10 protein-coding genes are annotated in these 13914 nt (G+C 72.6%); 8 read left to right on the top strand and 2 right to left on the bottom strand.

The genetic code is table 11. The features are described 5' to 3' along the window. Window positions 1-104 precede the first annotated feature (104 nt). From CCO02nite_RS06870 to CCO02nite_RS06840, 7 genes are all read left to right on the top strand, one after another. Window positions 105-1721 carry an ABC transporter permease subunit gene (locus CCO02nite_RS06870; protein WP_146842398.1) on the top strand — a complete coding sequence of 539 codons (1617 nt, stop codon included), beginning with the start codon at window positions 105-107 and terminating at the stop codon, window positions 1719-1721. Continuing rightward, on the top strand, window positions 1721-2629 hold the full coding sequence (locus CCO02nite_RS06865) for a sugar ABC transporter permease (RefSeq protein WP_146842397.1): 909 nt from the start codon (window positions 1721-1723) through the stop codon (window positions 2627-2629). Before CCO02nite_RS06870 ends, CCO02nite_RS06865 begins: the two co-directional genes overlap by 1 nt. Further along, window positions 2626-4479, top strand: a complete 1854-nt coding sequence (locus CCO02nite_RS06860) for a glycoside hydrolase family 13 protein (RefSeq protein ID WP_146842396.1) — start codon at window positions 2626-2628, stop codon at window positions 4477-4479. The genes CCO02nite_RS06865 and CCO02nite_RS06860 overlap by 4 nt, the downstream gene beginning before the upstream one ends. Before the next feature lie 10 nt (window positions 4480-4489). Continuing rightward, entirely contained in the window at window positions 4490-5773 is a 1284-nt protein-coding gene (locus CCO02nite_RS06855) for a deoxyguanosinetriphosphate triphosphohydrolase (RefSeq protein ID WP_146842395.1), read from the top strand. 124 nt (window positions 5774-5897) lie between these two features. After that, window positions 5898-7586, top strand: coding sequence for a glycosyl hydrolase family 18 protein (locus tag CCO02nite_RS06850; protein WP_146842394.1), 1689 nt, complete (start codon window positions 5898-5900; stop codon window positions 7584-7586). Window positions 7587-7637: 51 nt separating this feature from the next. After that, on the top strand, window positions 7638-9596 hold the full coding sequence (dnaG, locus tag CCO02nite_RS06845) for a DNA primase (protein WP_146842393.1): 1959 nt from the start codon (window positions 7638-7640) through the stop codon (window positions 9594-9596). Window positions 9597-9701: 105 nt separating this feature from the next. After that, entirely contained in the window at window positions 9702-11078 is a 1377-nt protein-coding gene (locus CCO02nite_RS06840; protein ID WP_146842392.1) for a hypothetical protein, read from the top strand. Window positions 11079-11085: 7 nt separating this feature from the next. Here CCO02nite_RS06840 and CCO02nite_RS06835 read toward each other — a convergent pair whose 3' ends face one another. Then, entirely contained in the window at window positions 11086-11883 is a 798-nt protein-coding gene (locus CCO02nite_RS06835) for a transglutaminase-like domain-containing protein (RefSeq protein ID WP_246117402.1), read from the bottom strand. Window positions 11884-12087: 204 nt separating this feature from the next. Continuing rightward, window positions 12088-13479 carry an MFS transporter gene (locus CCO02nite_RS06830; RefSeq protein ID WP_146842390.1) on the bottom strand — a complete coding sequence of 464 codons (1392 nt, stop codon included), beginning with the start codon at window positions 13477-13479 and terminating at the stop codon, window positions 12088-12090. A gap of 169 nt (window positions 13480-13648) precedes the next feature. Here CCO02nite_RS06830 and CCO02nite_RS06825 point away from each other — a divergent pair, with 169 nt between their 5' ends. Further along, window positions 13649-13882, top strand: coding sequence for a hypothetical protein (locus tag CCO02nite_RS06825; protein WP_146842389.1), 234 nt, complete (start codon window positions 13649-13651; stop codon window positions 13880-13882). Window positions 13883-13914 lie beyond the last annotated feature (32 nt).

The following is a 13914-nucleotide window of genomic DNA, read 5'->3' as shown; positions in this document are numbered from 1 at the left end:
CGCACCCCGTGCCCTGGCCGTGCCGCGCCCCCGAGCGTGCGCGCGTGCCAGCGGGCAGACTGCGACCAAGGTCAGCGTAACGATGCGCCCAGCGGAGGAAGACCATGTCCCAGCAGACCGTGACCCGGGGCGAACAAGCGCCCCCGGGTTCCCCCCCGGAGCCACGCCCGAGGCGTGGTGACGGCGTGCCCCACGCCAACAACTTCTCGCGCGGCTTCCTCGTCAAGCTCGTGCTCGTCGGGGTCATCGACGCGATCGGCGTGTTCGGACTCCTGACCGCGATCTCCCAGCAGTCCTGGGGGATCGCCGGGTTCCTGGCGCTCGCGCTCGTCGTGACGAACTACGTCTACTTCTCGAAGCGCGCGCTGCCGGCCAAGTACCTCCTTCCGGGTCTGGTCTTCCTGCTCGTCTACGTGATCTACACCGCGTGCTACACCGGCTACGTCGCGTTCACGAACTACGGCGACGGCCACAACTCGACGAAGGACGACGCGATCGAGCAGATCCTCGCGCAGAACGAGCAGCGCGTGGAGGGCTCCGAGGCCTACCCCCTGACCGTGGTGCAGCAGGACGGCGAGCTCGGCTTCGCGATCGTGCGCGACGGCGAGGCCGTCGTCGGCACCGCGGAGCAGCCGCTCGAGCCGGTCGAGGGTGCGACCGTGGACGGCGGCAAGGTGACCGCGGTGCCGGGCTGGGACGTGCTGGGCTTCGCCGACGTCGCGCAGCAGCAGGCGGAGGTCGTCGCGCTGCGCGTGCCCGTCTCCGACGAGGCGGCGGACGGCTCCATCCGGACGCAGGACGCCTCGACGGGGTACGTCTACGAGTCGATCCTCGAGTACGACCCCGTCGCGGACACCATGACGAACACCCAGACGGGTGTGGTCTACACGCCCAACGACCACGGCAGCTTCGTCGCCGAGGACGGCACGGCGCTCACGCCGGGCTGGAAGGTCACCGTCGGTTTCGAGAACTTCACGAAGGCGTTCGACGACCCGCGCCTGCGCGGGCCGTTCGTCGAGATCTTCGTCTGGACCTTCGTGTTCGCGTTCTTCTCGGTGCTGCTGTCGTTCGCGCTCGGCCTGTTCCTCGCGGTCGTGTTCAACGACCCGCGCGTGCGGGCCCGCCGACTGCTGCGCGCGTTGCTGATCCTGCCGTACGCCGTGCCGGCGTTCCTCTCGGCGATCGTCTGGAAGGGCCTGCTGAACTCCAGCTTCGGCTGGATCAACCAGGTCCTGCTCGGCGGTGCCGACATCGGGTGGCTGACCGATCCGACGCTCGCGAAGCTCTCCGTCCTCGGCGTGAACCTCTGGCTCGGCTTCCCGTACATGTTCATCGTGTGCACGGGCGCGCTGCAGTCGATCCCGACCGACGTGCTGGAGTCGGCACGCATGGACGGCGCGGGCGCGTGGCGCACGCACCGCTCGATCATCCTGCCGTTGCTGATGGTCTCGGTGGCGCCGCTGCTGGTCGCGTCGTTCGCGTTCAACTTCAACAACTTCCAGCTCATCTACATGCTGACGGGCGGCGGACCCAACTTCGTCGGCACGCCGATCATCATCGGGCACACCGACATCCTCATCTCGATGGTCTACTCCGTGGCCTTCGAGAGCGGCCTCAAGCAGTACGGGTTCGCCAGCGCGCTGTCGATCCTCATCTTCCTCATCGTCGGCGTGATCTCCTGGCTGGGCTTCCGCCGTGCCCGTCGTCTGGAGGAGCTGTGATGTCCCTGACCGAGGTCCGGCCCGAGAAGGCCGCATCGACCCACCTGCGCCGCAGCGGCACGACCGGCGGCCGGTGGTGGCGCGAGGTGTCGTGGCGCTACCTCGTCGCGCTCGTGATGATCGTGATCTGCGTGTTCCCGCTGCTGTACGCGATCTCCGCGTCGCTGAAGCCTGGCAGCACGCTGACCGGCACGACGCACCTGTTCCAGGAGTTCTCCTTCGACAACTACGCGAACCTCGACGAGCGCGGCTTCTGGCAGTGGCTGCAGAACTCGCTCATCGTGTGCACCGTGACGGCGATCGGCACCGTGCTCATGGGTGCCGCCGCGGCGTACGCGTTCTCGCGGTTCCGGTTCAAGGGCCGCGAGAAGAGCCTGACCGGCCTGCTGCTGGCGCAGATGTTCCCGCAGACGCTGGCGTTCGTCGCGATCTTCCTGCTGCTGCTGTCGATCTCCGACGTGTTCCCGTCGCTCGGCCTCGACCACCTGCTCGGGCTGATCTGCGTGTACCTCGGCGGGGCGCTCGGCGTGAACACGTTCCTCATGTACGGGTTCTTCAACAGCGTCCCGCGCGAGCTCGACGAGGCCGCGAAGATCGACGGCGCCACGCACGCCCAGATCTATTGGGGCATCATCCTGCGCCTGGTCACGCCGATCCTCGCGGTGGTGGGGCTGCTGTCGTTCATCTCGGCCTTCAGCGACTTCCTCATCGCCAAGGTCGTGCTGCAGCACCAGGAGAACTGGACGGTCGCGGTCGGGCTCTACACGCTCGCGGCCGACGAGCGCACGGCGCCCTGGGGCGTGTTCGCCGCCGGCGCGGTCGTGGCCGCCGTCCCGATCGTGGCGCTGTTCATGGCCCTGCAGAAGTACATCGTCGGCGGCCTGACGGCCGGCTCGGTCAAGGGATGAGCGCAGACGACCTGCTCGGCCTGCCGCACCACGACGGGTCCGAGCAGTACGTCGACCGTGCCACCCCGCGGCTCGGCGACGTCGTCCCCGTGCGGGTGCGGATCCCCGCGGCGCGCCCCGAGCGCGCCGTGTGGGTCCGCACCGTGCGGGACGGCGAGCCGCGGCTGGCGCCCGCGCGTCTCGAGCGCTCCGACGAGGTCGAGCGCTGGTACGTCGCCGACGTGCCCGTGCACAACCCCGTCACCTCCTACCGCTTCCTGCTCGACGAGCCCGGCGGCTACCGCTGGCTCGACGGGCGGGGCGTGCACGCCCGGGACGTCTCCGACGCGGGCGACTTCCGCCTCACGGTGCACGACCCGGCGCCGCGCTGGCTCGACGACGCGGTGGTCTACCAGGTCTTCCCGGACCGGTTCGCGCGCTCGTCGGGTCACGAGGGTCCGCCCGTCGGACCGCTGCCGGACTGGGCGCTGCCCGCGTCGTGGTCCGACGAGCCGATCGCGGCCGGCCGGGGCGTCGCGCAGCAGCTCTACGGCGGCGACCTCGGGGGGATCGAGGCGCGGCTGGACCACCTGCAGCGGCTAGGCGTCGACACGCTGTACCTGACGCCGGTGTTCCCGGGCCGGTCGAACCACCGGTACGACGCGACGACGTTCGACCACGTGGACCCGCTGCTCGGCGGCGACGCCGCGCTCGCGTCGCTGTCCGGCGCGCTGCACGCCCGCGGCCTGCGGCTGGTCGGTGACCTGACGACCAACCACACGGGTGCGGGCCACGACTGGTTTCGCCGTGCCCGGCAGGACGCGACGAGCCCGGAGGCGCAGTTCTACTACTGGACGCCGGGGGAGCCGGGGTACGTCGGCTGGCTCGAGCACGCGTCGCTGCCCAAGCTGAACTACGGCGCCGCCGGCCTCGCGCAGCGCATGGTGAGCGGCCCGGACTCGGTGGTCGCCCGTTACCTCGAGCCGCCCGTCGCGCTCGACGGCTGGCGCATCGACGTCGCCAACATGACGGGCCGCTACGGGGCCGACGACCATGCGCACGAGGTCGCACGCGCGATCCGCGCGACGATGACCGGGATCAACCCGCAGGCCGCGCTGGTCTCGGAGCACTTCCACGACGCCGCGGCCGACCTGGTGGTGGGCGGCTGGCACGTCAACATGAACTACTCGGCGTTCACCCGACCGGCCTGGACGTGGCTCGTGGAGCCCGGCTCGACGCTCCCGTTCATGGGGATGCCGGTGCCCGTTCCGCGGCGGGACGGCTCGGCGATGGTCGCCACGATGCGCGAGTTCGACTCGGCCGTCCCCTGGTCGGTCACGCGCCACCAGTGGAACATGCTCGGCTCGCACGACACCGCGCGGATGCGGACGGTGACCGGCGGCCGGGACCGCGCGCTCGTCGCCGCCGCGCTCCTGTTCACCTACCCGGGCACGCCGGTGGTGTTCGCGGGCGACGAGGGTGGCCTGACGGGTTCCACGGGCGAGCACGCGCGTGTGCCGATGCCCTGGGAGCAGATCGACGCGGGCGGGGGTCCGGGCTGGGACGCCACGACGTTCGACGCCTACCGCTCGCTGATCGCGCTGCGCCGCTCGTCGCGTGCGCTGCGCGAGGGCGGGCTGCGGTGGGCGTTCGTCGAGCCGGACGCGGTCGGCTTCCTGCGTGAGAGCGCCGACGAACGCGTGCTCGTCGTGCTCGCGCGTGACGCCTGGCGGGGCACCGTGCTGCCGGGTCATCTCGCGCACGCGGCGCCCACGACGCTGCACGGCGGCGCGGACCTCGTCGTGGACCGCGACGGGCTGCACGTGCCCGGTGCGGACGGGCCGGCGGCCGGGGTGTGGCGGCTCGCCTAGGCTGTCGCCCGTGACCGCGCTCGAGCACCTCGACGTCGACGGGTACGTCGACGTCGACCGGGAGCGCTGGGTCGCCGAGGCGCCCAAGTCGCGCGAGCGCTCGCCGTTCGAGCGGGACCGTGCGCGACTGGTGCACTCCTCCGCGCTGCGCAGGCTCGGCGCCAAGACGCAGGTGCTCGGTCCCTCGTCGGACGACTTCGTGCGCACACGCCTGACGCACACGCTCGAGGTCGCGCAGGTGGGCCGCGAGATCGGCAAGGCGCTGGGCTGCGACCCCGACGTCGTGGACACCGCGTGCCTCGCGCACGATCTCGGTCACCCGCCGTTCGGGCACAACGGCGAGCGGGCGCTCGCGCAGCTGTCCAAGGGCATCGGCGGGTTCGAGGGCAACGCGCAGACGCTGCGGCTGCTCACGCGGCTCGAGCCCAAGGTGGTCGCACCGGACGGGCGGTCCGTCGGGCTCAACCTCACGCGTGCGTCGCTCGACGCGTCCGTGAAGTACCCGTGGCGTTACCTGCAGGGGCCGGTGAGCGCGGCGAGCGGACGGCCCACGCACAAGTTCGGCGTGTACGAGGACGACCTGCCGGTCTTCGAGTGGCTGCGCCGCGACGCGCCCGAGGGCCGCAAGTGCCTCGAGGCGCAGGTGATGGACCTGGCCGACGACATCTCGTACTCGGTGCACGACGTCGAGGACGCCGTGGTCGGCGGGCGCCTCGACCTCGCGGTCCTCACGCAGCCCGACGAGCGCGCGCGCGTCGTCGACGCGGTGCAGACCTGGTACGGCGACGCGGTCGACGACGCGGGTCTGCTCGCCGCGATGGACCGGCTCGTCGCGGCGCGGCTGTGGGACGCGGGCTTCGACGGCTCACGCGGCGCGCTCGCGATGCTCAAGGACGCGACGAGCCAGCTCATCGGACGGTTCGCCAAGGCGTCGCAGCGGGCCACGCGCGAGCGGTACGGTCACGGCCCGCTCACGCGGTACGCGGCCGACCTCGTCGTCCCGATCGGCACGCAGGCGGAGATCCTGGTGCTCAAGGGTCTTGCCGTGGCGTACGTCATGGCCCCGCGCGAGCTCGAGCCGCTGTACCTGCGTCAGCGCGAGGTGCTGACCGACCTCGTGCGCGTCCTGAGCGAGCGCGCGCCGCTCGCACTCGAGCCGCCGTTCGCGGCGGACTGGGCGCTCGCGGCCGACGACGGCGCCCGCCTTCGGGTCGTGGTGGACCAGGTCGCGTCGCTGACCGACGTGTCTGCCGTGGAGCTGCACACGCGACTGGTGCGCCCGTCCCGGCACTGAGCAGGACATTCGTCCGGCAGATCAGCCATTGACCGATTTCACCCGGGTGACTAATCTCACTAGCGAGGGATTAGTCCATATCCCTTACAAATAGGCACTTCCAAATCGCTCTTGGAGGCACCGCATGCAGCACCACACCCGCGCCGGCGACGAAGCCGGCGAGAAGACCGTTCGTCGTCGACGCCGCACCGCGTCGATCGCCCTGGCCGCCTCGGCGGCCCTCGTCGCCGCGGGCCTCCTCGTGGCGATGCCGGCCGCGACCGCGGCCGGGACGTTCACCGCCACGTTCACGTCGGCGGGGGACTGGGGCACCGGCCACCAGACCTCCGTCAAGGTCGTGAACGGCACCGGCGTGTCCACGGCGTCGTGGACGATCGAGATGGACCTGCCCGCGGGCTCGGCCATCACCAGCGCCTGGGACGCGGACGTGACCCGCTCCGGCAACCACTACACCGTCCGGTCCAAGAGCTGGGCCGGACCGTTCGCGCCTGGCGCGAGCCAGACCTGGGGCTACGTCGGCTCCGGTCCGTTCGCGCAGCCGACGTCGTGCACCATCAACGGCGCCACCTGTTCGGGCGGGGTCCTGCCCACCACGTCCCCGACGCCCACGACGAGCCCGACGACGAGCCCGTCACCGACGACCAGCCCGACCACCAGCCCGACCCCGACGCCGAGCCCGACGACGACGGTCGACCCGTCGGCGCGCAAGCTCGTCGGGTACTTCGCCGAGTGGGGCGTCTACGGACGCAACTACCACGTGAACAACGTCAAGACCTCGGGCAGCGCGAGCAAGCTCACCCACATCCTGTACGCGTTCGGCAACACGACGGGCGGCCGCTGCTCGATCGGTGACTCGTACGCCGCGTACGACAAGGCCTACACGGCCGACCAGAGCGTCGACGGCGTGGCGGACACCTGGGACCAGCCGCTGCGCGGCAACTTCAACCAGCTGCGCAAGCTCAAGGCCGCGAACCCGGGCCTGAAGATCATCTGGTCGTTCGGCGGCTGGACCTGGTCGAGCGGCTTCACCCAGGCCGCGCAGAACCCGACGGCGTTCGCGGACTCGTGCTACACGCTGCTCAACGACTCCCGCTGGGCGGGCCTGTTCGACGGCATCGACATCGACTGGGAGTACCCGAACGCGTGCGGTCTGTCGTGCGACTCGAGCGGTCCGCAGGCGTTCAACAACGTCATCACGGCGCTGCGGAACAAGTTCGGCTCGAGCTTCCTGGTGACGGCGGCCATCACGGCCGACGGCAGCAACGGCGGGAAGATCGACGCGACCGACTACGCGTCGGCGGCGACCAAGCTGAGCTGGATCATGCCGATGACGTACGACTACTTCGGCGCGTTCAACCCGCAGGGCCCGACGGCCCCGCACTCGCCGCTGACGTCGTACGCGGGCATCCCGCAGGCGGGCTTCAACGCCGAGGACGCGATCAACAAGCTCATCGGCAAGGGCGTCCCGGCGAACAAGATCCTGCTGGGCGTGGGCTTCTACGGACGCGGCTGGACCGGCGTCACGCAGAGCGCGCCCGGTGGCTCGGCCACCGGCGCCGCACCCGGGACCTACGAGCAGGGCATCGACGACTACAAGGTGCTGAAGACCAGGTGCCCGGCCACGGGCACGGTCGGCGGCACCGCGTACGCGAAGTGCGGCAACGAGTGGTGGAGCTACGACACCCCCTCGACGATCGCCGGGAAGATGTCCTGGGCCAAGAACAAGGGCCTGGGCGGCGCGTTCTTCTGGGAGCTGTCCGGCGACACGAGCAACGGTGAGCTGATCTCGGCCATGAGGTCCGGGCTGAGCTGATCCGCGCCGATCCCGGCTCGGACGCGTCCCGCCACGACCTACACTCGGGCCGTGGCGGGACGCATCCGGCGGGAGGACGTGGAGGCGGTCCGCGAACGCGCCCGGATCGAGGAGGTCGTCGGCGCGCACGTCCAGCTCAAGAGCGCCGGCGTCGGCTCGCTCAAGGGCCTGTGCCCGTTCCACGACGAGCGTTCGCCGTCGTTCCACGTCCGTCCGACGGTCGGTCGCTACCACTGCTTCGGCTGCGGTGAGGGCGGCGATGTCATCGCATTCGTGCAGAAGATCGACGGGCTCGGGTTCGCCGAGGCGGTCGAGTACCTGGCGGACCGCGTCGGCGTGCAGCTGCGCTACGAGGACGGCGGCGCCCCTCGGCCGGGGGAGGAGCCGGGTCGTCGTCGTCGGCTGCTCGACGCGCACAAGGTCGCCGAGGAGTTCTACCGCGAACAGCTCGCCGCACCGGCGGCGGCCGCCGGACGGCAGTTCCTCGCCGAGCGGGGCTTCGACCGGTCCGCAGCGGAGCAGTTCGGCGTCGGGTTCGCCCCGCAGGGCTGGGACGGCCTGCTGCGCCACCTGCGCGGGCGCGGGTTCACCGAGGCCGAGCTCGTCGCGTCGGGTCTGGTGAGCCAGGGGCAGCGCGGCGTGTACGACCGGTTCCGCGGACGCCTGGTGTGGCCGATCCGTGAGGTCACAGGCGAGACGGTCGGCTTCGGCGCGCGTCGCCTGTTCGACGAGGACACCGGTCCCAAGTACCTGAACACCCCCGAGACGACGCTGTACCGCAAGTCGCAGGTGCTCTACGGGCTCGACCTCGCGAAGAAGGAGATGCAGCGCGAGCACAAGGTCGTGGTCGTCGAGGGCTACACCGACGTCATGGCGATGCACCTGTCCGGCGTCGGGACGGCCGTCGCGACGTGCGGCACCGCGTTCGGGCCGGACCACGCGCGCATCGTGCGACGCCTGATCGGTGACGGCGGGGGCAGCGCCGGCGTGCAGCTCGCGACGGGCGAGTCCGTGGGCGGCGAGGTGATCTTCACGTTCGACGGCGACGCCGCCGGGCAGAAGGCGGCCCTGCGCGCGTTCGGCGAGGACCAGTCGTTCGCGGCGCAGACGTTCGTCGCGGTCGAGCCGGGCGGCATGGACCCGTGCGAGCTGCGTCAGCACCGTGGCCCCGACGCCGTGCGCGCACTCGTCGGCTCGCGCCAGCCGCTGTTCGAGTTCGTCCTGCGCTCGACGCTGGCCGCATACGACCTGGGCACCGCCGAGGGTCGTATCGCGGCGCTGCGGGCGGCCGCGCCCGTCGTCGCGGGCATCCGGGACACCGCGCTGCGACCCGAGTACACGCGGCTGCTCGCGGGCTGGCTCGGCATCGAGGACCTCGAGACGGTTCGGCGGGCGGTCTCGTCGGCCGGTCGTGCGACGGGCCGTCCGGGCGCGTCCGTCGGGTCCGACGAGAACGCGCGCCGCTTCGGCGGCCCCGGCGACGGACGAGCCCAGAACGGCACGCGGCCCGGCCCGGCCGCGCCGGGGGGACGCGACCCCGTCGCCCAGGTCGAGCGGACGGCGCTCGAGGTCGTGCTGCAGGAGCCGCTGCTGGTCCCGGTCGAGTTCGACGACCTGGCCGCCGACGCGTTCGTCGCGCCCGCCCACCGGGCCGTGCACGAGGCGGTCCGGGCGGCCGGCGGCCTGGCCACCGCGCGCGACCTCGTCGTCGCGGGCGACGCGACCGCGTGGGTCGGTGCGGTGCTCGAGCAGGCTGGGGACACGGTCCAGCCGTTCGTGACCGCGCTCGCGGTCGCGCCGCTGCCCGAGGACCGCCCGGACGCCGTCGCCGACTACGTGCGCGGCGTCGTGCTGCGACTCGTCGAGATCGGCTTCACCCGGCACATCGCCGAGCTGCGCGGACGCCTGCAACGCATGGACGCCGCCGCGGACCCCGCCGCGTACCAGGCGGCCTTCGCCGACCTGGTCTCGCTCGAGGGCCGCCGTCGGCTGCTGCGCGACAGCGCCTGAGCTGCGGGCAACCGCCCGAAAAGTCACCCTCGTCCTGTCTTCCCGCCCCGGCGCCACGGTGCCATGGTGCGAAGGACGGCGCACGGTGGCGCGAGGGGGGTCACGATGGCGGAGACGAACGCCTGGCGGCTGGAGCTGCGCCGGCAGGCCGCCGCGGTGCGGCTCGAGGTCCCGCCGCGCATGCCGCCGGGGGCCCCGGCCGACCCGGACCTCGTGCGGGGACACCTGGATGCGGTCGAGGTGATCCTGAGCGACCAGGGCGGCGACGGCGCACCCGCCGAGGCCGCCTGGAAGGCACTGCACGACGGCCAGGCGCTCCTGCCGCTCGTCGTGCCGCAGGACGCGCTGCCGCTGCACCTCGTCGACGCGCAGCGTCGCGCCGGCCGGCGACTGCCCGCGGGCAGCCCTGTGCGCCGCGCGGTCGAGAGCCCGCGTCTGGCTGCCCGCGTCGCGAAGGGCAAGGCCACCACCGCCGACCGGCTCGTGCTGCACCGCGCGATGAGCGACGCGTTCGAGGTCGGCGACTCCGACCACGCCCAGCAGCGGTCCTGGGTCCGGCGGATCTGGTTCATGTTCGTCGTGGCCGTCGTCGCGCTCGGTGCGGCCGTCGGGTTCGCCTACCTGTTCCCGGTGACGATGCCGCTGTGCGCGCCGCATGCGGCGATGGCCGCGCAGGCGGTGGCCGACGGCGGTTCGGCGTCGGATGCCGCGACGGCCGTCTGCCCGTCGGGCGGCACGGCGCCGACGGGCGACGACGCCCTCACGATCGCGTTCCTCGGCGCGCTCGGCGCCTGCCTCGTGGTGATCGCCGCGGTGCGCCGCTCGCAGCCGTCGACCTCGCCCTACAGCCTCACGCCCGCGCTGAGCGCGTTGCGCATCCCGTTCGGCGGGCTCACGGCGCTGATCGGGATCCTGCTGCTGCAGAGCGGTGCGGTGCCGGGGATCGTCGGGCTCGCGACGATCAGCCAGATGGCCGTCTACGCCGTCATCTTCGGCTTCGCCCAGGAGACGGTGACGCGCCTGCTCGAGAACCGGGCGCGTGACGTCGACACGGGCACTGCCGCGCCGCAGGCGGCGACCCAGAGCGCGCCGAACGGCTCGCTCGTCCTGCCCGACGAGGATCTCGGCGACGTCCTCGGGGGTGGGGGAGCCGACGGCCAGGACGAGACCGGCGAGCTCGAGGCGGACGAGTCGGTCGACGAGCCGGTCGACGAGTCGGTCGACGAAGAGCGCGACGAGGAGCGCGCCGATGACCTCGGCGGGGACCTGGACGCCGGGCCGCTCGACGACCAGGGGGTCGAGGTCGACGTCGTCGCGCCGGCGGCGGCCGCGGCCGACGACCCGGACGACTCCGAGGAGACCGCGCAGGTGGTGCCGACCACGACCAAGCCGCGCGCGCGTGCGGCGCGCCGGCGCAGGACGCCGGTCGCTCCCGATCCGGTGCGGACGGACGTCGTGGACGACGTCCCGGCGGGGGACTGACCGCGACTCAGCGCAGCGCGCGCAGGTCGCCCACCTCGGCGAGCTCGAGCGCGCCGCGAACCGCGGCCGTGACGGTCATCGCGCGCATCGTCAGCGAGCCGCCGTAGTAGGACAGGAACGCGGTGTCGGTCGCGTCCCGCCCGGTCGCGATCCGCAGCATCGCGTCCCGCGGTGCGAGGCCGGTCGCGTCCACGACGTGCCAGCCGCCGTCGACGTACGCCTCTGCGACCGCGTGGAAGTCCATCGGCTTGAGCCCGGGCGCGTACACCGACGCGAGCCGCGCCGGCGTGTCGCGCGCCCGCAGCAGGGCGACGACGAGGTGCGCGAAGTCCCGGCACACGCCCCGGCGCTTGAGCAGCGTGTCGGTGGCGCCGTCGGTCGGCACGCTCGAGCCGGTCAGGTACGTGACGTGACCGGAGACCCAGCCGACGACCGCCTCCACCAGCGCGATGCCCGTCAGGCTCCCGAACTGGTCGCGCGCGAATGCCAGCAGGCGGTCCGAGTCGGCGTAGCGGCTGGGCCGGCGGTACTCGATCAGGTCGACGTCGTCGACCGGCGGCACGTCCGCGACGCCGGTGACGGTCGCCTGGTAGTCCACCACGACGCGACCCTCAGGGGTCCACACGCGGTGCACGCGGCCGCCGTGCGCGGACTTGACCTCGACGACGTCGAGGGGCCCGTCGTCGGACCGCACGGTGAGGACGTCGGAGCGGTCGTACGAGCCGTCCGCGACGGCGACGGCGACGATCAGCTCGAGCGGCTGGTGCACGTCGAGCGAGAGGTGAGAGGTGACCGTGCGCAGCACCGGGCAGTCCATTTCCCCGGCCGTCGATGACCGGAAATCGCAGGAGGGCAGCGTCAGTGTGAGGCTCGCGGGGCTCGCCGTCCAGTCGCTCGGGACCGGCCGACGAACCCGCAGGTCAGCGCGGTGTTCCGACGAGACGTCGTGGTCGCGTCGCCGGGCCGGGCTGGACGGTCGTCCAGGGGCGCCGGCGTCCGTAGCGCCGGGTCAGTGACGGCCGCGCCGCAGGGCCTCGCGGAACGGCGGTACGACGACCCCGTCGCGGGCCATCGCGGCGCGCGTGCGGTTGCGGTTGCGCACGACTCCCCACACCCCGACCAGCCACGGCACGAGCAGCACCGCGAACGCCACGCGGTACTGGTCGAGCGTGTACGTCGACGCCCCCGGCGGGGCCAGCACCTGCAGCACGATGCCCACCGCGAGCACCGATCCGATCGTCGAGGTGAAGCCGCCGGTGTTGACGAAGCCCGACGCCGTACCGAGCCGCTCGGTGGGCGTGAACGTCCGCGCGAAGTCCATCCCGACCAGGGAGACCGGCCCGCCGGCGCCGACCACCGCGCAGAACACCGCGAGCTGCCACAGCGGCCGCGGCGTCGAGAACGAGAGCAGCACGACCCACGCGGCCAGCGTCGCCGCGCACGAGCCGAGCACCAGCCAGGTGCGGCGCAGCGGGTGCCGTCCGGCGGCCCGGCCGATCAGCGGGCCCGCGACCATCGCGGTCAGCGTCAGCACCGTGAGCAGGAGCCCCGCCTCGGCCTTGGTGCGGCCCTGTGCGGTGACGAAGAACGGCACGCCCCACAGCAGCGAGACGACGTTGGCGCTGAACGGGGTCGCGAAGTGGCTCCAGTAGCCGAGCCGGGTCCCGGGCGGGTCGATCGCGATCCGCACCGACCGCACGAACGAGCGTCGCGGCGCGACGGGTTCGGGCCGTGCCTGCTCGTCGGGCTGTGCCTGTTCGTCGGGCCGTGCGTGTTCGTCGGGCGCGTTGTGCGCGTGCGGACGCGGTTCACGCACCCCGACGAACGCGACGGTCGCGGCCACGGCGCCGACGACGGCGAGCACGCCGAACGCCGGCGTCCAGCCGCGCGCGTGCAGCAGCCACGCGAGCGGGATCGCCGAGGCGAGCTGGCCGCTCTGCCCGATCAGCCCGGTCACCTGCACCAGGACGGGTGCGCGCGGCCCGGGGAACCACTGGGCGACGAGGCGGATCGCGCTGATGAAGATCCCGGCGTCGCCCGCGCCGATGAGCAGCCGGGCCAGCAGCGCCATCGGGACGTCGTGCGCGAGCGCGAGGACGAGCTGGCCGACCGCCATCACCGCGGACCCGCCGCCGATGACCCACCGTGCGCCGAACCGGTCCAGCAGCCGCCCGGCGGGGATCTGCATCACGGCGTACGTCGTGAGCTGGACGACCGAGAACAGCGCGAGTCCGGTCGCGCCGAGCGAGAACCGCTCGATCGCCTCGACGCCGGCCACACCCAGTGCGGTCCGCTGCAGCACCGCCACGAAGTAGGCGAACACCGCCGAGAGGTACACGACGATCGCGACGCGCGACGCATGGTGCGCCGACGGCCGCACGGGGTGCGGCTCGACTGTCATGCTGCAGGGCTCCGTCCTGGCGGCGCGTCGCGACTCGCGCCGCGCGAACCAGCCTACGTCGCGCGCGTCCGGCGCTCGTCGGGACGTGCTGCCGTCGCCGTGCCCGCGTGCGGACCGTAGGGTTCGAAGAGGACGCCGACCGGCGGCGCGAGAGACGGAGGACCGCACCATGGCAGACCTGGACGGCATCAAGCGGATGGCCAAGGACGCGATGGACCGGGGGACCGAGGTCGTGCGCAGCGACGACGTGCGTCAGTCGCTGGGCCGCGTCGGCAAGGACCTCGTGGGCGCCGGCAGGGAGCTGGTCGGCACCGCGAAGGCCGCCGGTCGCGCCTGGTCGCAGGCGGACCCGCGCCACGCCGAGCACCACGACACCCCGGACTCGCACGACCCCGTCATCTGAGCCGAGCGCTGGTGACCCGCCGATCACCGGGG

Origin of the sequence: Cellulomonas composti (genome assembly GCF_007990245.1) — a bacterium.
GTDB lineage: Bacteria > Actinomycetota > Actinomycetes > Actinomycetales > Cellulomonadaceae > Cellulomonas > Cellulomonas composti.
This window is presented reverse-complemented; position numbering and strand designations above follow the sequence as displayed.

Coding starts and splice junctions, on each gene's coding strand:
- CCO02nite_RS06865 (WP_146842397.1), top strand. CDS start 1,721: ATGTCCCTGACCGAGGTCCGGCCCGAGAAGGCCGCATCGACCCACCTG.
- CCO02nite_RS06860 (WP_146842396.1), top strand. CDS start 2,626: ATGAGCGCAGACGACCTGCTCGGCCTGCCGCACCACGACGGGTCCGAG.
- CCO02nite_RS06825 (WP_146842389.1), top strand. CDS start 13,649: ATGGCAGACCTGGACGGCATCAAGCGGATGGCCAAGGACGCGATGGAC.
- CCO02nite_RS06840 (WP_146842392.1), top strand. CDS start 9,702: ATGGCGGAGACGAACGCCTGGCGGCTGGAGCTGCGCCGGCAGGCCGCC.
- CCO02nite_RS06870 (WP_146842398.1), top strand. CDS start 105: ATGTCCCAGCAGACCGTGACCCGGGGCGAACAAGCGCCCCCGGGTTCC.
- CCO02nite_RS06850 (WP_146842394.1), top strand. CDS start 5,898: ATGCAGCACCACACCCGCGCCGGCGACGAAGCCGGCGAGAAGACCGTT.
- CCO02nite_RS06830 (WP_146842390.1), bottom strand. CDS start 13,479: ATGACAGTCGAGCCGCACCCCGTGCGGCCGTCGGCGCACCATGCGTCG.